Here is a 20,562-nt window from a genome sequence, read left to right as displayed (position 1 = left end):
GCCGACGGAGGATGCCAACCTCGTCGGTATGCGATTATACGGACAGGGTCCGTTTCATCGAGAATTGAAGACCGCAACGAAGATCCGCAAGAAGACTCACTTCGTGATTAGAGCGGGAGACGTGATCTACAACAAGCTATTCGCATGGAAGGGAACCTTCGGTGTCGTTTCGGACGAACTGGATGGCATGTTCGTGTCGGACAAGTTTCCGACATATACACACGATCCAGACCTGATCGATCTCAGTTACTTGAAGTGGTATTTTCGATATCCGCCGCTCTGGGAACAGGCCCGCCAAATGTCGACGGGCTCAGCCGCTCTGTCGAAGTTGACGCTCAACCCGCCACGATTCTTAGAGCTCGTCGTCCCGCTTCCGCCCTTAGCAGAGCAGCGGCGGATTGCTGGGCAGGTCGAACGCGTTGCCACACATATAGAAAAGGCTATGGATTTGCGACAGATATCACGCCTCGAATGCGGTGTTCTCGTTCGTTCTCGCCTGCGCGAGATTGCAGTGAGGCTCGGCCACGATGGCGCTCTCCAAGATGTTCTGGATGGCAAGCCGCGTAACGGATGGTCGGCGAGGTGTGACAATGCTGACGGCGGCACGCCTGTACTAACCCTGAGTGCGGTCACTGGCTACGAGTTTGATCCGACCGCCATAAAGCAGACCTCACTGCCAACTGACGCAGCCGCCCACTATTGGCTTGAAGACGGCGACCTGCTCATTACAAGAAGCAACACTCCGGAATTGGTGGGGCATGCGGCGCTCTATGCCGGACAGCCCCCACAGTGCATTTATCCAGACCTGATGATGCGTGTACCGGTGGACGAACGATTGGCCGACAAGCGGTTCGTATGGTTGTGGCTTCAAGCGCCTCAGGTGCGTGCGTACATTATTGCGAATGCCAAGGGAACGAGCGCGACGATGAAGAAGATATCGCAGGGCACCGTGATGGCGATTCCATTTCCCAAAGGGTTGCCTCGTAACGAGCAGCGGCGCATCGTTTCTGACTTGGACGGCTTGCTCGCCAAGGTGGATCGGATCAAAGCCCTTCAGCAGGCGACCGCCGCCGAACTCGACGCCTTGCTCCCGTCCATCCTCGACAAGGCGTTCAAGGGGGACCTGTAACATGTGGCCTGATAACGAAACGGATATCGACTTTCTGAATTTCTCGGGCGTCGCCGATACCGTGGCCGAAATCATCTTGCAGGCCAACCAGCGGCCCATCTCGATCGGCGTTTCCGGCGCTTGGGGCGTAGGGAAATCGTCGATGATCAAGCTAATTCAGGCCTCCCTCAGAAAACAAGACGAGGACGCGAAACGCTTCCTCTTTGTCGAGTTCAACGCTTGGCTGTATCAGGGCTACGATGACGTGCGGGCGGCGCTACTTGAAGTAATAGCTGAGGCCCTAAAGAAGGACGCGGAGAGCAAGAAGACTGCGGTCGGTAAGGCAAAGGAACTTCTTGGACGGGTGAATTGGTTGCGAGCCGCGAAGTTGACTGGTGGCTCTGCCATTGCTCTCTCGCTTGGTCTTCCGCCCGTTGGACTTCTCGGAGAGATTCTTCAGCTTGGAAAGAATGTGGCGAGTGGGAAGGCGGACGCCTCAGGAGTAGAGAAGGCGTCGGAGGCAGGTGCGCAATTGGCAGACGAGGCGGCTGGACTTCTGAAACCCAAAGCGGATTCATCGCCGCCGAGGGAAATTCACGCCATACGCTCATGCTTTGAAGAAACTCTAAGGGAACTGAATGTTACTCTGGTCGTACTCATCGACGATCTTGATCGCTGTTTGCCTGAGACGTCAATCTCGACGTTGGAGGCAATTCGCTTATTCTTGTTTCTCAAAAGCACTTCTTTTGTGATCGCCGCGGACGACGAAATGATTAAGCATGCGGTGAGGCGTCACTTTGAGGGTGTTGGCGAGAAGCATGTGACGAGTTACTTTGATAAGCTTATCCAAGTCCCGATCCGAGTACCACCACTGGGGACCCAGGAAGTACGAGCGTACATGATGCTCCTTTTTGCCGACAGTAGCAGCATCGATGCAGGAGCCAAGGAAGCCGTGCGTACGCAAGTTTGCGAGCAACTGGGACGTAGTTGGGAAGGGAAGCGCGTAGACCGTGCGTTCATGCAGACGCTGGATGCGGAATTTTCTGACTCGTTGATCGCGCAGTTCGACACGGCCGATCGACTAGCGCCGCTTATGACCACCGCAACAGAGATTCGCGGGAATCCTCGCTTAATTAAGCGGTTTCTGAACGCGCTGGCCATACGAATGGCAATGGCTCGCGCGAACGGCATTGGGGTCGATGAGGCGGCCCTCGCAAAGCTACTTCTGTTCGAGCGATGTGGTGGAGACGAAGCGTACCGGCAACTCGTGGATGCCATAAATGCTGATGAGCATGGACACGCACGTTTTCTCGGTGCCTGGGAGCAAAAGGCTATTGCCGGGGAGGAGCTCGAACTTGAGAATCCATGGGACGCTCCATTTGTCCGAGAATGGTTAGCAGTTCCACCCCGCTTAGCAGAACTCGACCTACGCGGAGCGATCTACGTCAGCAGAGAACACACGCCGCTGATTTCTCCTGAGGACCGGCTGTCATCCGAAGGAGCGGAGCTACTCGCAGCATTGCTCGACCATCCTGACATGGCGGCGGATCTGGCGGGCCGACTTTCTGCGTTGGGCCATCCCGAGCTAGCCCTCATACTCGACCGGGTCCTGGAGCGAGCGAATCAAGTGCAGGAGTGGGGCGTTCCTCCGATTCTCGATGCGTGTCTTGCGATCACGCGAGCTGATCAAAGCCAAGGCCGCCGGTTGGCTGGCTTCCTTGAGCAGCGACCGCCTGTGCAAATCACGGCGGCTCTCGTGCCAAAGATCAGCAGCGAGCCATGGGTAGCACAAGTGTTTGAGGCTTGGTCAAAATCGGACGTGTCGAAGCCGGTGAAGACTGCCATAAGAAAGCAGCGAGAGGATGGGAACGTCTAAATCGAGCGATGGCTCCCCGTCAGGCGTACCGATGGTACCGCCGTGGGTTCCCGATATTGGCACACCGGATGCGCCCGAGGGCGAGAGCCCAGAGAACAATGAGCCGGATGGCGCTCTGACTCCGCGCACAGTGCCAATTCCCGTTGCGCCACAGGGACGCTTCGGTGGCACGCGTCGGGCTCTAGGCGAGTTTGCCGAGTCGGGAAGTCGCGACGCACTACGCCGAGGCGTCGGTCGCTACGTTGCGACAGGATTGGGCGGAAGCGGAACCGCAACACGCCGCTTTGGCAAAACAGCCATCACTGCCGGAAATCTCTATCACGCTCTTGGCGGAACATCCGATCGAGCGGACGAGCCGACCAAACTTGATCGCGATCTTCTGTCAGGACGCTCTGCTCGTGAGGTAATCCAAGCTGCTGTGCTCGCCGCGTGCGAGACCAACGGTACCCAGGATGCGGAGGCCAGTCAGTATTCGATCAATGATGCCCTCTCGGAATTGCTTGAGCGATACCCTGACGCCGATATCTTATCTCTCTCCGAGGAGCAGCGGGAATTCGTAATAGTGCGCTTTGTCAGCCGCGACGTATATCGCCGACTTGTGCTTGATGTTGGGAAACACATTCAAGACCGCGCTCCCTCGGCAAGCGCGGCGTTGTCTCGCCTGAAGGAGATTAGAGAATACGTTCGTGAAACTGTCTCAGCCTCGTTCCGAAAACTTCGAGAGTCTGGGACACGCCTCAGAGGCAGCCGAGTTTCCCAAATCGTACAACGGGCGCTTCGAGATGCCTTTGAAGTGTTTGCGGAGTACGCTGAATGAAAGTTGTTTGCCAAGCGTCGGCTAGGGACTTGCCGCGACTATCGCGGAGTGTACTACCAGTGCTTCTGTACGGTCGCACGGACAAACGCCTGTGCGGTTCGGTTGGAGCTGCGGTACAGGAGCACGTACGGCGTCAGAAGTTAGTGCCAACCGCGGAAGCGTGGGACCTGCTCTCTTTGGCATTGGGGGTGGTCACTGCCGATCAAGCCGTGATTCGGGGGAAAAGTCCCGACGGATGGACTCGTGAGATTGAGTTAACGATACCTGTCTCCGATGATTCGAAATGGTCACGACAAGCTGAACTGATTCAGCGAATGCTCCGATTTCTGACGACAGATATTTGGACGCTGACGTTTGTACGTGGTGGGCATGGCTACGAACCGCCCGCGAGGCCGGTGTATCCCGGTGAAGATTGTATTTCCCTACTATCAGGGGGGCTCGATAGTCTTGTTGGGTTGATCGATTCAGTAGCAAAGGGCCGGAGGCCGATTGCAGTGAGTCAAGTCGTTCCCGGCGAGGCGGAAAATCAATCGCTCTTTGCCGGTGAGCTGGGCGGCGGCCTTAGACATTTTCAAACCAACCACAACGCCGAGTGTCCGGGCGAGCGTGAGCGTTCCCAACGCTCGCGGTCCTTTATCTTTCTTGCGTATGGTGTGCTTGCGGCGTTATCGACACGGGCATATCAGGACGGTCAATGTGTAGAGCTCTTTGTGAGTGAGAATGGTCTAATATCGATCAACCCTCCGCTCACTGAAGCGAGGCTTGGCAGCCTTAGCACACGGACAACGCACCCTGTGTTCTTGCACTTGTTTCAAGAGCTTCTGGGCACGCTGGAAATCAGGGTGCAGGTCAAGAATGATTATCGCTTTAAGACAAAGGGCGAGCTGCTGGCGGAGTGTCTTGACCAAGATTACCTGAAGAAACGTGCTCGTCGATCGATAAGTTGTGGTCGTTACCGGCGAAATGGATTTCAGCACTGTGGACGGTGCGTTCCATGCCAGATTCGCCGCGCTGCTTTTAAGCGGTGGGGCCACCCGGACAGGACTGGCTACGTGTATAAGAACTTGGGCAAGAACGACTCTGATCACTCAGGGTTTGAGGACGTTCGTGCGGCGGCGATGGCTCTGGCCGTAATGGAAGAAGACGGACTTGACGGTCTCTTGGCAACGTCGCTGCCGTGGACGCTCGGTGCTGTTGTGCGAGATTACCGAGGGGTCGTTGAGCGTGGATTGGAGGAATTGAAGGCATTCTTGGTTGCTGCGGGTGTGCGATGATTGACTGTCACTGCCATATCGATCTGTACCAACACCCGGAGAAGGTTGCGGACCGATGTAGGGTGCTTGCGATGAGGGTGCTGTCTGTAACTACGACACCCTCAGCTTGGACGAAGAGTTCACGCCTGGCTGGTGGTTCAGAGCACATTCATACGGCCCTGGGGCTTCATCCGCAAATCGCTCACGAGAGGCATGTCGAGTTAGACCTGTTCGATTCGCTTGTAGAGAAAGCGAAGTGGATCGGGGAAATCGGGTTAGACGGTAGCCCCGAACTGCGGGACCATTGGCCAGTGCAGGTGCGAGTGTTTAGACACATATTACAAACGGTAAGCCACGAGTGCGGCCGCGTAATGTCAATCCACACTAGGCGTGCAGTGAGTCCGGTGCTTGAAGCGCTCTACGAGTATCCACAGTCAGGACTTGCAGTCCTTCACTGGTTTGCAGGTACCCAAGCCGAGCTCAAGAAGGCGATTGAGTACGGCTGTTGGTTTAGTGTCGGTCTACCGATGCTGAAAACAGCGAAGGGACGAGCGCTCGTCGAGAAGATGCCGCGAGACAGAGTGCTTACCGAAACGGACGGCCCCTTCGTCCGGCGCAACGGCATGTCGTGCTTTCCGTGGGATGTTGAGATCACGACGACCGAGCTGGCTACTCTATGGTGCATGGATCAGGGCGATCTTCGTGGAACACTTGATGAGAATTTCAGGAAGCTAGAATCGCATGCTATTGTATGAGTGCAGAGTGTTAAGATAACGATTCCTGTGATTCCGCCTCCGAGAGGGCATGGTCGCTCAAATCGTGATGCGTTCAATCTCGTCAAGTGTAATCTCGTCGTTCTGTTCGGTCGTAGAGCTTTGTCGTTCGCGGCGACTCATGGGCCGCGAACGCCTGGGCGTTCTCGATCGTGCCGCCTGCGTCGAGGTACCTTGGTTTCGTCGTGGATGGATGCCGAATGGTTTCGACTTATTCGCAAGCAAGAGCTTACGTGATCAAGATCACGCTGGTGGGAACCAAGCCGTCCATCTGGCGGCGCTTCTGCGTCCCCGGCGAGATCAGCCTGGACCGCCTACACGATATCATTCAAATCGTCATGGGTTGGCAGGAGACGCATCTTCACTGCTTCGAGATTGAAGGCCGCAGGTATGCGGAGGAACTTGAGGATGCAGGCGATGATGGGGAACAGGAGGCGAAAATCCGCCTCTCCGACCTGATCGTCACCGAGAAGGCGAAGTTTTTCTATGAGTACGACTTCGGCGACGCCTGGTGCCACGAACTTCAGGTTGAGCGGATCGACGATATTCCGAAGGGTCATTGTCTGCGCGTCACCTGCCTGGATGGTAAGCAGAGCTGCCCGCCTGAAGATGTCGGAGGTATCGACGGCTTTGCCGAGTTTCTGCAGGCCATCAGGAATGCTCGACACCCCGAGCACGAGGCCTTCCGGGAATGGGCGGGAGAAGATTTCGATCCGAGGCACTTTGACGTTGACGAAGTCAATATAGAGCTTGCGAAGTACGCACGCTGGTCACGCCCCAGAGCGCTGGAGCAGGACCTCCAAGTACCCCGGATTTGACAACCGCATCAGGGACACGGACCGGCCGGACGCCCTGGTCGCCCGGTGCCGGGCCGATCCGTCCCCCGAGCGGGCCGTCGAGGCGTCGCGTCCAAGGGCATTGCACGGGTCGGCCGGTTGTGGCAGACTCGGATTCATGCATGCTACCGTGTGGTTTCTTATCGTTGCCGTGTTGCTCGTATCCTTCGCCTGGGAGCGCCCCGGCCCAATCGGGTGCGCCTTCCTTGCGTGGATGGGTTTCCGAGCGTTGCGTTGACCTTTTGAATCCGAGTGATTCGCTCAAGTACCGCAGGCCGCCGACCGCAATTCGCGGGTCGGAGGATGGGGGATGCAAACCCCCGTCCCCGGCCCAGCGACCGGGCGGGAAGGCCTGCCGGAATTGGAGTTTTTTCCAACCCCTGAAGCGCGGTCAAAGGAGATCCGAGAGTACAAAGGCGGCGCTGAGGGCTGGGGATGGCTGATCGGAATCGTGGCCTGCCTCGGGGCGGCCGCGGCGTCTCAGCCGTGCGTCGCGCGTATCGTCTTGCGTCTTAGCCAGCGAGCCACCCGCCAGGTGGATGGATGCACCAAATCATCGACAATCGTGTAGACCGCCGGCACGACGATCAGCGTGAGCAGCGTGGAAGTCGTCAAGCCGCCGATGACGGCGATCGCCATCGGCTGGCGTGATTCAGAACCCGCTCCCGTTCCCAGGGCGATGGGAAGCATGCCGAAGATCAGGGCGAGGGTCGTCATTAGGATCGGACGGAGACGAATAGGCCCGGCCTTGAGGATCGCCGCATCCCGCTCCAGCCCGTCACGGTGGCGAAGCGTGTTGATGAAGTCCACCAGCAATACGCCGTTCTTCGTAACCAACCCCATTAGGAGGATGAGGCCGATCATCGTATAAATGCTCACCGTCATATCGCTCAGAATCAACAAGCCGAAGGCACCGACAACCGAAAGTGGCAACGCGAGCATGATTGTGAAGGGATGGACTAGGCTCTCGAACTGAGAAGCCAGCACCATGTAGACGATGACGGTCGCTGGGTAGCGCGCGAGGAACAGGTAGCCGAACGACCCTTGCATGGGGTCGGCCAGGCCGCCCAAGGCGCTGCGCTTTCCAACTGCCATTCACAGTCATTCACCACCGTCCTGATGGATGGCCCTGCCGCACTCCGGGCACGTTCCGCTCACGTTGCCTGTGAGGTTGTAACCACAGTTGGTACAGAACGGCGTCGTGACTGGTAGATGTTCCAGACCGACTCCCTCGACCTCAAGGTACTTGTCGAGCGGAACGGATGATCTGCCGAGCGCGCGTTTTAGCCTGAGAAGATTCTTTACTCCCTTTGCTGCTACAGCCTCAACAAAGGCAATTGAATCGCGTTCGTGCGACCCTGTCTTGGTCAAGCGATGAACGAAGCCCAGCTCGTACGCGCGGCGTGCCGATAGCTCCTCGCATCCGAGCAAGATCTCCAGGGCGTGATCCTGGCCTACGATCCGCGTGAGAAACCAAGGCACGGCCGTAGCAGGGCTTACGCCGAGCGGATGCCCGCGGTTTACGATCACGGTGTCCTCTGAAGCGATCCGGAAGTCACACGCAAGTAGCAAACCCAAGAAGTGAATGTCGAGCTCGCCTTGGTACGACCCCACCACGAAGAGCCGAGGGTCGCGGAGGTACGTGATATACCGCTGCATCGCGACTTCTTCGCGGGCCAACTCCGTGCGCGCCCGGGAGTCGCCGGCATATGTTGACTCATCAGCCACGTTCACACGGCGAAAGCACTCGTTGAGCTGAACCAATGCTCCATGGTTCAGTCCGCTCGACGGGAAGCTGGTGAGGAGCAACCGGTGCGGACCGACGACAAGCTCATCAAACAGCTCCCAAAGCGTCCCGATGCGGCGCAAGTCCACCCCGACAGAAATTGAGCCGGGGGCAAATCGCAGGATGGTAACCGACCCAACGACCTCCGTCGACCAGAAGCGAAGGTCGTCGCTCGGGTAGTCAGTGTATGCGCCGCCCATAGTCCCGACCTCCTTGCGGTCAGGCAGTTCCGCTCACGGGGAATTGGGGCTCCGCAGCGTGGCGCAGTCTTCGGCCGAATGTGCTATACACGGCTACGAAGAAGAGCGGCACGAAAACGGTTGCCAGAAACGTCGCTGTGACCACACCGCCCAGGACTCCGGTGCCGATGGCGACCTGCGCGCCCGCGCCGGCGCCTGCGGCGGTAGCCAGCGGCAGGACGCCGAAACCGAACGCTAGTGAAGTCATGACGATCGGACGTAGTCGCAATCGTGAACCCTCGAGCGTGGCTTCGATCAGGCCCATTCCCTCGCGCGCCTTGGCCAAGGCAAACTGGACGATCAGGATGGCGTTTTTGGTTGTCAACCCGAGAACGGTGAGCAGTCCGATCTGAAAGTAAACGTCGTTGGGCATCCCCCGCAGCGAGGAACCCAGGACACCGCCGACGATGCCGAGCGGCAATGCCAGCAGAATCGTGATGGGGACGATCCAGCTCTCGTATAGCGCCGCAAGACAAAGAAAGATCACAATGATCGAGAAAGCATAGAGGGTCGGTCCCTGGGCCGTGGCCAGACGCTCCTGGTAGGAGATCCCGGTCCAGTCGAAACCGATCCCGCGCGGCAGTTGATCGACAAACGCTTCCATGGTGTCCATGGCTTCACCGGAGCTGCGGCCGGGGGCGGGTTCGCCCCAGAAATTGATCGATGGAAATGCGTTGTACCGCTCCAGTCGCGGAGACCCGAAGCTCCAGCGCCCGGACGCCAGCGTGTGAAACGGGGTCATGAGACTCTGGTCATTTCGCACGTACAACCGGTCCAGATCGCCCGGCAGCATGCGGTAGGGCGCGTCGAGCTGGACGTATACCCGCTTGACTCGTCCGCCCTGAATGAAGTCGTTCACGTAGGCGCTGCCGAATGCTGCTGAAACGGTGTTGTGGATGGCGTCGATCGGCACACCCAGCGCCCCGGCCTTCTCCCAGTCCACGTCGATGCGGTACTCGGATACGTCCTCCAGCCCGTTCGGGCGGACGCGGGTCAGGCCAGGGTCTGCAACCGCCAGTTGAAGCAACTGGTTGCGGGCCGCCATCAACGCTCCGTGCCCGAGCCCACCGCGATCCTGTAACTGGAAGTCGAATCCCCCGGCTTGCCCTAACTCAAGAACGGCTGGAGGCGGGAACGCGAACACCCGCGCCTCGCGGATCCTCGAGAACTCGGCCATGGCGCGACCAACAATCGCATTCACCTTCAGTTCCGGGCGATCCCGGATCTCCCAGTCCTTGAGCTTGACGAAGGCCATGCCGGCATTTTGCGCGACGCCGGAAAAACTGCGGCCGGAGATGGTAAGGCAGGAAGCGACCGCTTCTTCCTCTTCCTTCAGGAAATGCTCGCGGACCTTGGTCATGACCTCGTCGGTCTGCTCCAGGGTTGCTCCCTCGGGCAGCTGCGCCTGGACGAACATAATGCCCTGATCCTCTTCCGGGAGGTACGCCGTGGGCATGCGCATGAACAAATAGCCCATCGCCGCGACGATCAGCAAATAGGCGACGGCGAAACGCAGCTTGCGAGACAGCGCGTAGCCCACCACCTTCAGGTACACGCTTCTACACCAGTTGAAGATCCGGTCGAACCAGTGGAAAAAGGGCCGCAGGAAGCGCGCGCCTGTCTCGGCCGCTTCGTGCCCCTTGGGCACGGGCTTGAGCAGTGAGGCGCAAAGAACCGGCGTCAGGATAAGAGCCACGACGACGGACAGCAGCATGGCGGCGATGAGAGTTACGGAGAACTGGCGGTAGATAACCCCGGTCGAGCCGCTGAAGAAGGCCATCGGCCCGAACACCGCCGACAACACCACGCCGATTCCGATCAGCGCGCTGGTGATCTCGGCCATGGACTTCCGCGTCGCCTCGCGGGGCGGAAGCCCTTCCTCGCTCATGACCCGTTCCACGTTTTCGACGACCACGATGGCGTCATCGACGAGCAGGCCGATCGCCAACACCATCGCGAACATGGTCAGCATGTTGATCGAGAAGCCGAACAGCCCCAGGGCTGCGAACGTCCCCAGGACGACGACCGGCACGGCGATCGTCGGAATCAGGGTGGCCCGCATGTTGCCGAGGAAAAGATACATCACCAGAAAGACCAGCACGATGGCTTCGAGCAGCGTCTTGACCACCTCTTCGATGGCGACCTTCACAAATGGGGTCGTGTCGTAGGGATATATCTCCTTCATGCCCGGCGGAAAGTAGCGGGCCAGCTCGCCCATCTTGGCCTTGACCGCATCCGCGGTCTCGAGGGAGTTCGCTCCGGGCACCTGCCGAACCGCCAGGGCTGCTGAAGGACGCCCGTTGAAACGCGTCCGGCTGCCGTAGCGCTCGGTGCCCAACTCGGTTCGCCCCACATCCTGGACGCGCACGATCGAACCATCCGGATTGGTGCGCAGCGGAATCGCCGCGAACTCCTCCGGAGTCTGAAGCAGGTTCTGGACGACGATCGAGGCGTTCAGCCTCTGACCCTCCATGGCCGGTGCTCCGCCTAACTGGCCGGCGGAGACTTCCACGTTGTAATCCCGCAACGCCGCGGTCACGTCCTCGATCACCAAGCCGTAGGCCGTCAGCTTGTCTGGATCGAGCCAGATCCGCATGGCATATTGCGTGCTGAAGACCTGCACCTCTCCTACGCCCGGCACCCGAGCGAGCACGTTCTCCACATTGGCCTGGGCATAGTCCGCCAGGTCGATGTCGTCCATGCTTCCGTCTTCCGAAACCAGCCCGACGATGATCAGGTAGTTCCGCGTGGATTTGCTCACCGTGATGCCCTGGCGCTGCACCACGTCGGGTAGACTCGCCGTGGCAAGCTGAAGCTTGTTCTGGACCTCGGCCCAGGCCAAGTCCGGATCGGTGCCTGGCTCGAACGTGAGTTCCAGCCGGCCGGCCCCGGAAGAGTCGCTGGTAGCCGACATGTACAGGAGGCGGTTCAGGCCCGTCATCTTCTGTTCGATGATCTGAACCACGCTGTTTTCGACGGTCTCGGCGGAAGCGCCGGGGTAGAAGGCATCGACGGCGATCGACGGCGGGGCAATCGGCGGGTATTGCGAAATCGGCAGGCTGTAGATCGCCAGGGCCCCGGCGAGCATGATGACGATCGCGATCACCCAGGCGAAGACCGGGCGCTCTAGAAAGAAGTTGGATATCATCACGGCGTTCCTTGATTCGACGTCGCCACGACTTCCTGCGTCCGATCGCCCTGCGCGCCGGGCGTCCGACTTTCCGCCGAAACGACTTTGACATCGGCGCCCGGCCGCACATTCTGCAGGCCTTCAACAATCAGCCGATCCCCCACCGCCAGGCCCGAGTCGACCAGCCACCTGCGGCCCAGAGCTCGATTCAGCACGAGCGTCCGCTGCTCGACCTTGCCGCCGTCGTCGACCACCAGCGCGATCGCCTCTCCCTTGGGGTTGCGGCTGACGCCCTCCTGCGGAACCAGGATCGCCTCCTGAACGACCCCCTCCTGGACGACGGCTCGCACGAACATGCCCGGCAAGAGAACATGATCCGGATTCGGCACGGTGATGCGCAGGACGAACGACCCGGTGGTGGGATCTACCTGTACGTCGCGGAACTGGAGCGTTCCCTCCAAGGGATAGGCCGTCCCTTCTTCGAGGACGACCCGCACGGCACGGCCGCCCTCCGCCTTGAGTCGCCCGGTTTCCAAGTCACGGCGCAGTTCGAGGAACTGCTTGGAGGACTGGGGCACATCGACGTAAGCAGGGTCGAACTGGTGGATCGTCGCGAGCGCGGCAGGCTGGTCGGTCGTCACAAGGCTTCCGACCGTCACCTTGGACTTGCCAATGCGCCCCGAAATGGGAGCCGTTATCCGCGTATAGGACAGGTCGATATGGGCACTTTCCACTTCCGCCCGACGCAGCGCGATCGTCGCCTCAGCCTGCTGCACAGCGGCGGCCGTGTCATCGTAGTCCTGCTGGCTCACCGCGTTCTCGGCCAGAGCGCTGCGGTAGCGTTCCAGGCGGGATTGGATTGCAGGCAGCTCCGCTTCCGCCACGGCGAGCGCCGCCTTGGCGCGATCGTACGTCGCCTGGTAGCGGGCGGGGGCAATCTGGTAGAGAACCATGCCCGCCTCGACACCCTGTCCCTCCTCGAACAGGCGCGACTGGATGATGCCGCTGACCTGGGGCCGTACATCCGCTTCGAGAAAGGAAGCCACGCGGCCGGGCAGTTCAGTGGTCAGCGTCACCGGCTCCGACGATACGGTGACTACGGCAACCTCGGGCACCGGCTTCTGCGGAGGACCGGTAGCCTGCCCTCGTTCACAGCCGCCCAGATTCAGCGCGACGGCGGACAGTCCCACGATGGTAATCAAGGTGCATCGAGTTCTCTTGTTCTTCATTCAGGGTTACTCCCAGGTTCTCTTTCTGTGGTCGGTTCGACACCGGCCGGAGGGGCGTCCGGTTTCTCGGCGTCCGACGGTTCCTCCCGGTCATCTTCCGGCGCTCCTTCCCATGGCGGGGATTCCCTGCCGCCTGAGAAGAAGTAGCCAACCGAGTCCGCAAGAGCGCCGGACGGCTCGTCCAGGTATTCGCCCTGGGGCATGGCGTCCAGGGTCCAGCCTCCTCCCAGGGCCTTGTAGATGGCCACGAGGTCCACGGCAATCTGACCGCGGCTCTGCGCCAGGGCGTCCTCCAGGACAACGAGCGAGCGCTGGGCATCCAGGACGCGCTGGAAATCGGTCAGGCCGTCGCGGTACTGCCGTTCGGCGACCTGGGTTGAGCGACGGGCGGCCCCGACCGCTCGGTCAAGCGCGGCGTAGCGATCCTGCTCGCGCTTGTAGCCGACCAGCGCCCCCTCGACCTCTTCCAGCGCGAGCAACACCGTTTGTTCGTACGCAACATAGGCTTGCTGCGCAGCGGCCTCTTCCGCGGCAATCCGGTGCAGATTCCGCAGCCCGTCGAAAATATTCCATCGCACGGTGGGCCCGAATCCATAGGCGATGCTGCGCGTATCGATTGCATGATTGAAATCCGTCGCCTCGAAAGCGAACGTCCCCGACAACGTGAAGCGCGGATAGAGATCGGCCGTGGCGACACCGATCTGGGCGAATTGAGAGGCAAGGCGCCGTTCAGCGGCACGGATGTCCGGCCGCCGGCGGAGAATGTCGACGGGGACGCCGACCAGAACTTCCGAGGGAGGCTTGGGAATCGCCCGTTCCGCGGACAACTCGTCCCACACCGCTGACGGCTCCTGGCCAATCAGCACGCCCATGCGGTAGATGGCGAGGGCCAGCGCCGTTTGGAGCAGGGGGAGTTCCGCCTCCGTGGTGGCCAGATTGGTCTCGGCCTGGCGAACATCGAGTTCAGACGTTAAACCGAGCCTGAAGCGCGACTGTGTAAGAGAGAGCGTTTGTCTTTGGAGATCGATGTTCTGAGCCGTCGCTTCGATGCGGGCCTGAAGCCTGCGCACGTCGATAAACGTCGACGCGACCTCGGCCAGCAGCGAGACGAGCACGCCGCGATAGTCCTCGACTGTTGCGTGCAGGGCGGCATCGGCAGACTCCACGTTGCGACGAATGCCGCCGAAGACGTCGATCTCCCACGAGGCGTCAAAGCCGGTAGCGAAGAGATCCTGCTCGTCGGTCTCGGGTAGCTCCCTCCGCTGCGGAATCAGGCCGATCAGGCTGCTGGCCAGCGTGTTGCTCACCCCCGCCGCGCCCGGCAGCGCCGAAGTTAGACCTTGGCCGAGAGCGTTGCCTGCGACGCCTCGCGCAACCGAGTCCCTGAACCGTGCCCCAAGGCTTGTCGCCCCCGGACGCGACAGGGCGCCGCCCAGGCTGTTGGCGCTGGCTTTCGAGCGCTCATAGCTGCCCTGACCAGACAGTGCCGGCAGCAGCTCCCCGGCGGCGATGCCGCGCAGCGCGCGGGCTTCGCGGATGCGCAAGATAGCGAGACGAAGATCGAGGTTGTTCTCAGCCGCCCGGTAAATGAGGTCGGAGAGCAGGTCATCGTCGAAAACCTGCCACCATAACTCGACGCTCGCGTCTCCGGGCGCCAGCCCGTTGCTCGCCGATTGGTGCCAGCGGACGGGAACATCCGTCCGCGGCGAGCGATAGTCCGGCCCGACAGCGCAACCGGGCAGGAGCAATGCCGATGCCAGACCCAGGACGGCGGCCCGGTACGCGGCCGGCGTTCGCCGATGCGGCCGGGGCGTGGCCCGCTCGTAGAATGTTGCCGATGACGGTGGCGCGCTGCTGTCGCGGAACTGCCGTGATTCCAGCTCCCCGCGTAACGGGAAGCGCGCAGCACCTCTAACCCGCAGGACACGCAAACGACCGCTCATGAATGCACCTCCCACCGGTCCGGGTATCGCGCCCGTTCCGCGTCGCCTAGCATGCCGAGGAACAGCGTATTCAGAATGCGCTGCGCCTGGACTTCCATCGGTTCCCGGCGCCCCGCGAAGTGGTTCGTGAAGATCGTGCCGTAGAGCAGGTCACTGATCGTCTCTGTAAACTCCTCGGCCGGCGCGGCCCGCACGCGCCCGGAAGCGACCAATCCGCGGAACAACTCGAGCCAGCGCCCGACGTTGGCGTCGCGGTGTTCGAAATAGGTCGGCTTCTTGCGGTCCTTGAAGGCGGCCCGCTCCAGGATCAGGAGCTCGACGCACTCGGGGTGGGCGTCGAAGTATGCCAAGTACGCATGAACCGCAGCGGCAATCTGCTCCAGCGGGTCCGCCTGTTCGTCGACGACGGCGTGTACGGCCTCGCGGAGCCTGTGCATGGCCCGATCCGCCGCTGCCAGAAACAATGCTTCCTTCGTCTCGAAGTAGCGATACACGGTTCCCTTGCCGACGCCCAACTCGTCGGCGACGACCTGCACGTCGGCGCGGGCAAAGCCGTCGGTCGCGAACAGCCGGGTAGCCGCCTCCAGGATTTCCTCGCGGCGGCGCGTAATCAGGGCCTTGTCCTTCGGTCGTCCGCGAAGCTTGGCGCTGGCTTTCTTGCCCAGAGTTCCCATCGTTTTCACCCGGTGAAATTAGTTGACGGACCAGTCCGTCCAGCCTATCATATCGGTTGTGCGACCTGCGTCAAGTAGTCCGATTCTGGGCCACAGGAGACATGTACGATGAAGAACAACCGACGAATCGCACGCCGGGCGGCGGCGACGGCGCTAGTGTTCGGCGGAATGGCCTTTCAGGGCTGCCCCGCCGCGGGCCTTCTCAACGAGTGTTTTGGTGAGGATACGATCTCAGCCGGCGAATACGATGACCTCAACGTGTTCGAGCAGCTACTCTACGACGAAACCGGGTGTGGCCGCTACGAGCCGCGAGTCGACTTTTGAAGCGTTCGGGTTGCGGGTCGAAGCAGCGGAATGCCGAAGGCGGATCGCTTCGACCCTACGTGCCAAACCCGCGCTGAAACATGTCCATGATGAGGTTCGTCTGACGCACGAGTTCTCGGCGTCGGCCCGTCATCGTGTGCGCGACGATCGTACCATAGGTCAGATTGCACAGGAGGTCAGCCACGGCGGGCACGTCGATCCGCCGAAGTCTGCCCTCCCGCACGGCCTCTTCCAGCACCCGGTGAAGCCCCTCGATGTTCGACTTGCGATAGGAGTACTGCGTGGCCTCGATGGTGTCCTGAAACGTGGCTCGCTCGATCATGGCGATTTCGATGTAATGCGGGTGCCGTTGGAAGAACTCGAAATTGGCTCGGACGCCCAGGCCGATCTGCTCGATCGCGGTGCGGCCCTTGGTAATCCTCTCCAGGATGTACTGGTGCAACTCGCGCCAGACCATTTCCGACACGGTGAGGAACAGACCCTTCTTGTCGTCAAAGTAGCGGTAGACCGTACCCTTCCCCACCTTGGCCCGGTCAGCGACGACTTGCACGTCGGTGTCCGCATAGCCGTGCTTGGCAAAGAGCTTGGCCGCTTCATGCAGGATGGCCTCCCGCTTGCTGCTGCGGGCTGGCGTGGTTGGAGCACCGCTGGTGTTCCTCTTCATGCCCGAATCCTAACGGATCGGGCGAGTCGTTTCCATGAGGCTGCTGGTTTCGGGCAAGCAAACCGTCTCGACGGCGTTCAAAAGGGAAATCTTGGAAGGCCCTGACCCGCCTTGACGAACACCTAGCCGTAAAGCAAAATGCGCGGACGGACCAGTCCGTTCCATCACGGCGCGGGCCGGAGCGGTCGGATTGTCTTCGGGGAGATTCGGGTATGCGAGATTCTACATCGGGCTGGGCAAGACGGATCGGCTGGTGCAAGCGCTTGGCAAGCCTGGGCGCGGGGGGCGTACTGCTCCAAACGGGCGGTTGTGCCGTGGACCTCAACGCCTTGCTCCAAGACTTTGTCGCGCAAGCGGTCCCGATTCTTGTCAACCAGTTCGTGGCGGGGTTGTTCGGTCCGTAGCCGCACGGCAGTACTCGGCACGGAGTCCGACAGCCGGCGGCGGACAACTCATCATCCGCGGCACGATGACGGTGGTCGAGAACTTTGACGGCTTCGCGCATATGGATACCGAGTCCGAGTAGCTACCGTCGATCAGCGGTGATGCGGGGCCGGGATCAGTAGACAACGCGCCATCCCGGCTTCGCACCACGCTGCAGCGACTAGAGCGGTTTCAATCCAAGCGTAGCGTGTTGAACCGAGCCGCGACCGTGAGGGAGTGGGTATTTCCGTATGCAGGCCGCTACGCTTGGAGCAAAGTTGCTCTAGAAAGGCGCTCTCGCGTTCGGAGCGTGATTGCGGTCGTTGGTTTTAGCATAAGGAGCTTTGTTATGAATTGGATTTGGTGGGTAGTGGGCGCTGTGGCGGCCGTTCTCGTTCTGTTCCCGGACTTGCTCGGTGGCCTCGATTTGACGGGACTGCTGGGCGGTGCCACGCAGTGAGCGCGACGTGAGGCGCCGCCGGCGGGCGGGTAACGCCTCGACTGGAATCGTTCCAACACGCAAGCTGCATGGCCTTCTTGCGCTTGCGGTCTCCTTGGGCTGGGCGTGCTGAGTGCGCGCCCGGTCTTTTGATCGCGTGAGGATTGCCTGGGCGGCCGGCGCTCCATCTTCTGGGTCTGCGGTGTCCGATGCGAACGGAAGTCGGCGGGTGGTTCCTATCTACGGGTTCCCGCAGGTGAAGGATGTCAGCATCGGTGGTTTCAGGGGTCAGTACGGCAAAACCCGAGCGATTCGGTGAAACCCTTAACGGCACGGGCGGCCGGCCTGAACCCACGCACCCGCGCGTTGCAAGGCTCCGCCAGGCTGGGGACATAATGAAGTAAGATGGACCGGTCCGTTCATGCACGGGGTCAGTCGGAGGAGGTTCGAGATGCGAAGCCTACCGGGAACTCATACCGCAAGCCGACTAGGTTTGCTCGCCACGCTGGCTTTGACTGGCGGATGCCCAATGACAATGGAACCGCCGCCCGACTCGCAGCCGGCGACCACCATTGCCTTAGAGACGGTGGCACAAGGGCTCACGTCACCGCTCGCCTTGGCCTCTCCTTCGGACGGCACGGGCCGACTTTTCGTAGTGGATCAGGTCGGGAAAATCTGGATCATCGATGCCGGTGGTAATCGCAACGCCCGGCCGTTTCTTGACTTTGGCACGAATCTCGTGGCGCTCAACGGAGCGTATGATGAACGCGGCCTGCTCGGTTTGGCGTTTCACCCGGAGTACGCGAGCAACGGACGGTTTTTTGTGCGCTACAGCGCGTCCCGCGACGGGCAGCCAGAGGAGGGGTGTAACGACCCCGCGGGGTTCGTCGTTGGCTGCCACTCGGAAGTGCTTGCGGAATATCGGGTTTCCACGGGAGACCCGGACATGGCCGATCCCGAGTCGGAGCGCATTCTGCTGGCCGTCGACAAGCCGCAATTCAACCACAACGGCGGACAAATCGCCTTTGGTCCGGACGGTTACCTCTACGTGGGCTTTGGAGACGGAGGCGGGGCCAACGACAATGAGGAAGGCCACACGTCGGACCTTGGAAACGGGCAGGACCTCACGACGCTGCTAGGCAAGATTCTGCGCATCGACGTCGATAGCGGCGATCCGTACGCCATTCCGGCGGACAATCCGTTTGTTAACGAGCCGGGAGCACAGCCCGAAATCTGGGCCTTCGGCTTGCGAAACCCGTGGCGATTCTCATTTGACATCGGCGGTGACCGTCGGCTGTTCGTGGCCGATGCGGGGCAAAACTTGTTTGAGGAAGTCGATATCATTGTTCCGGGCGGCAACTACGGTTGGCACATTCGAGAAGGCATGCACTGCTTTGATCCGTTGAACCCCGGCATGCCGCCAAACGATTGCGCGACGGTCGATCGCAACGGCAACCCGTTGATCGGCCCGATCATCGAATACCCGCACGTCGCAGAAGCGGGCCATGTCGCGGGGATCGCGGCCATCGGTGGCTTCGTGTATCGCGGCGCTGCGATCCCCGAACTGTCTGGCTGGTATGTCTTCGGTGATTTCAGCACGGATTTCATTTCGAGTGATGGAACGCTGTTCGCAGCACAAGAGAACTCCGACGGGACTTGGACGCTGAACGAACTGGTTGTGGCGGGAAGGACGGGAGGCCGGATCGGCAGGTTCATTCTTGGCTTCGGTCAGGACGAAACGGGTGAGGTCTACGTATTGACAACCGCCAACGTAGGACCGACCGGCGACACGGGTGAGGTCCACAAGATCGTTTTGGCTCCCTAATGGAACTGGGCACCGCGAGTGCCCCGATTTTGAAAAGGACAGAACTCAATGAAGAACCTAACGACGGATTGCTGTGGTTATGCCTACGTGCGATTCAAACCCGCCCGCCTGATGCTGGCGGCGACGATCGGCCTGTATCTTGGCTGCGCTCCCCCGGCAGCGCCGGAACCAGTGGAAGGAACGACCGATGTCTCCATGCAGGGAATCGCCTTTGTCCCCAAGGAAGTGACGATCAAAGTCGGCGAAAGGGTCCGCTGGACTAACCGAGAATCGCTCCCCATCGTTCATACCTCGACCAGCGGTGATCCGAGCGACGGCAACGCGGGTGATCTTTGGGACTCGGGGAACCTGTCGCCGGGTGAATCATTCGTCCGCCAGTTCGGTGAGGTGGGCGAGTTCGAGTATTTCTGCATTCCCCACCAGACCATGCAGGCGATGCGGCGGGCGAAGGTGATTGTTGGTCCGTGAACACCCCCTTGCGGCGGCACGATGCCGTTGTTCGGGACGCCGCTCTCCGCAACCGACCTTGGCCTGATCCGAGACTGGATCGACCAAGGGGCGCTGGACAACTGACTGGCCCCAACGGGCTCAGCGCTCCGTCATCTTGTTGACGAGCTTCATGAACGCTTCGCGCTCATCGCGGCTCAGGCGATCCAACGCGGCGACGATGGGGGCGAGCTTAGCCGTGCGGTACTTCGCGTGTACGGCCCGCCCGGATTCGCTGATGGTCATGTCCACCCGACGGCGATCCTCGCGGTTGATGCCGGATGTGACGAGCTTGGCGGCCTGGAGCCGTCGCAACAAACGGGACATCTGCGCCGGGACGACCCTCATGTGCTTCTGCGCCTCACCCACGGTGGCCGTCCCCACTTCGGCCAGATAGTCCAGCGCGAGGAACTCGGATTCCGTGATCTCGGCGGTTTCGCTCGACGCCTCGATCCACGACTTCTTGCTCATCGCGAGGATCGCTTCGGCCAGTTGGGCAGTCTCAGGCATGCAGGTATTATCGACAAAGCAACATTTGCAGCAAGGATACTTTCATCGCTCGATACCAATCAGTAAGCTGATACGTCCGCCCCGCCGCCCTTGACAAACCGGTCGCGGTAGGACCCCGGGTTGCCCCGGGGCCCCCGCACAGATCCGTACAGGCGGAATTACCGCATACGGCTCCTACTTCGGGTGCTTGGCGTAGAATCGCTCGTTGGGATACGGGTGCAATATCC

The 20,562-nt window shown here is 60.7% G+C and carries 16 protein-coding genes and 1 pseudogene; 9 read left to right on the top strand and 8 right to left on the bottom strand.

Annotated features, from left to right (window positions below; translation table 11 throughout):
- Positions 1 to 121 precede the first annotated feature (121 nt).
- The 5 genes from J5J06_19855 (at position 122) to J5J06_19835 (ending at position 6,645) form a co-directional block, all read left to right on the top strand.
- Positions 122 to 1,129, top strand: coding sequence for a hypothetical protein (locus J5J06_19855; protein MCO6439350.1), 1,008 nt, complete (start codon positions 122 to 124; stop codon positions 1,127 to 1,129).
- A gap of 1 nt (position 1,130) precedes the next feature.
- Complete coding sequence (locus tag J5J06_19850; protein ID MCO6439349.1) at positions 1,131 to 2,984, top strand: ATPase; 1,854 nt, start codon at positions 1,131 to 1,133, stop codon at positions 2,982 to 2,984.
- Between the two features lie 813 nt (positions 2,985 to 3,797).
- A complete protein-coding gene (locus tag J5J06_19845; GenBank protein MCO6439348.1) occupies positions 3,798 to 5,075 on the top strand; it encodes a hypothetical protein in 1,278 nt (425 codons plus the stop codon).
- On the top strand, positions 5,072 to 5,809 hold the full coding sequence (locus tag J5J06_19840; protein MCO6439347.1) for a TatD family hydrolase: 738 nt from the start codon (positions 5,072 to 5,074) through the stop codon (positions 5,807 to 5,809). The genes J5J06_19845 and J5J06_19840 overlap by 4 nt, the downstream gene beginning before the upstream one ends.
- Before the next feature lie 218 nt (positions 5,810 to 6,027).
- Positions 6,028 to 6,645: a plasmid pRiA4b ORF-3 family protein gene (locus J5J06_19835; protein MCO6439346.1), complete on the top strand. Its 618-nt coding sequence runs from the start codon at positions 6,028 to 6,030 to the stop codon at positions 6,643 to 6,645.
- Between the two features lie 498 nt (positions 6,646 to 7,143).
- On the opposite strand, the gene J5J06_19830 is transcribed toward J5J06_19835, so the two are convergent.
- The 6 genes and pseudogenes from J5J06_19830 to J5J06_19805 form a co-directional block, all read right to left on the bottom strand.
- Entirely contained in the window at positions 7,144 to 7,758 is a 615-nt protein-coding gene (locus J5J06_19830) for an efflux RND transporter permease subunit (GenBank protein ID MCO6439345.1), read from the bottom strand.
- A 6-nt stretch (positions 7,759 to 7,764) separates the two neighbouring features.
- Positions 7,765 to 8,649, bottom strand: coding sequence for an enoyl-CoA hydratase/isomerase family protein (locus J5J06_19825; GenBank protein MCO6439344.1), 885 nt, complete (start codon positions 8,647 to 8,649; stop codon positions 7,765 to 7,767).
- Positions 8,650 to 8,668: 19 nt separating this feature from the next.
- Positions 8,669 to 11,833, bottom strand: coding sequence for an efflux RND transporter permease subunit (locus J5J06_19820; protein ID MCO6439343.1), 3,165 nt, complete (start codon positions 11,831 to 11,833; stop codon positions 8,669 to 8,671).
- 2 nt (positions 11,834 to 11,835) lie between these two features.
- Positions 11,836 to 13,047 carry an efflux RND transporter periplasmic adaptor subunit gene (locus J5J06_19815; GenBank protein ID MCO6439342.1) on the bottom strand — a complete coding sequence of 404 codons (1,212 nt, stop codon included), beginning with the start codon at positions 13,045 to 13,047 and terminating at the stop codon, positions 11,836 to 11,838.
- Positions 13,044 to 14,990, bottom strand: coding sequence for an efflux transporter outer membrane subunit (locus tag J5J06_19810; GenBank protein ID MCO6439341.1), 1,947 nt, complete (start codon positions 14,988 to 14,990; stop codon positions 13,044 to 13,046). The genes J5J06_19815 and J5J06_19810 overlap by 4 nt, the downstream gene beginning before the upstream one ends.
- Positions 14,987 to 15,683, bottom strand: a pseudogene (locus J5J06_19805) (TetR/AcrR family transcriptional regulator). The gene J5J06_19810 and the pseudogene J5J06_19805 overlap by 4 nt, the downstream one beginning before the upstream one ends.
- Before the next feature lie 89 nt (positions 15,684 to 15,772).
- Between J5J06_19805 and J5J06_19800 the strand changes: the two are divergent.
- On the top strand, positions 15,773 to 15,988 hold the full coding sequence (locus J5J06_19800; GenBank protein MCO6439340.1) for a hypothetical protein: 216 nt from the start codon (positions 15,773 to 15,775) through the stop codon (positions 15,986 to 15,988).
- A gap of 55 nt (positions 15,989 to 16,043) precedes the next feature.
- On the opposite strand, the gene J5J06_19795 is transcribed toward J5J06_19800, so the two are convergent.
- Positions 16,044 to 16,652, bottom strand: a complete 609-nt coding sequence (locus J5J06_19795; GenBank protein ID MCO6439339.1) for a TetR/AcrR family transcriptional regulator — start codon at positions 16,650 to 16,652, stop codon at positions 16,044 to 16,046.
- A 212-nt stretch (positions 16,653 to 16,864) separates the two neighbouring features.
- Here J5J06_19795 and J5J06_19790 point away from each other — a divergent pair, with 212 nt between their 5' ends.
- The 3 genes from J5J06_19790 to J5J06_19780 all read left to right on the top strand — a co-directional run bounded on the left by J5J06_19790 (position 16,865) and on the right by J5J06_19780 (position 19,807).
- Complete coding sequence (locus tag J5J06_19790; GenBank protein MCO6439338.1) at positions 16,865 to 17,056, top strand: hypothetical protein; 192 nt, start codon at positions 16,865 to 16,867, stop codon at positions 17,054 to 17,056.
- Positions 17,057 to 18,049: 993 nt separating this feature from the next.
- Positions 18,050 to 19,339 (top strand): PQQ-dependent sugar dehydrogenase, encoded by a 1,290-nt coding sequence (locus tag J5J06_19785; protein MCO6439337.1) that lies wholly within the window; start codon positions 18,050 to 18,052, stop codon positions 19,337 to 19,339.
- Positions 19,340 to 19,387: 48 nt separating this feature from the next.
- On the top strand, positions 19,388 to 19,807 hold the full coding sequence (locus J5J06_19780; protein MCO6439336.1) for a hypothetical protein: 420 nt from the start codon (positions 19,388 to 19,390) through the stop codon (positions 19,805 to 19,807).
- A 120-nt stretch (positions 19,808 to 19,927) separates the two neighbouring features.
- Here the strand turns inward: J5J06_19780 and J5J06_19775 are convergent, their stop codons facing one another.
- Entirely contained in the window at positions 19,928 to 20,335 is a 408-nt protein-coding gene (locus J5J06_19775) for a MarR family transcriptional regulator (GenBank protein MCO6439335.1), read from the bottom strand.
- Positions 20,336 to 20,562 lie beyond the last annotated feature (227 nt).

It is taken from the genome of Phycisphaerae bacterium (genome assembly GCA_024102815.1).
Taxonomy (GTDB): Bacteria; Planctomycetota; Phycisphaerae; order UBA1845; family UBA1845; genus JAGFJJ01.
This window is presented reverse-complemented; position numbering and strand designations above follow the sequence as displayed.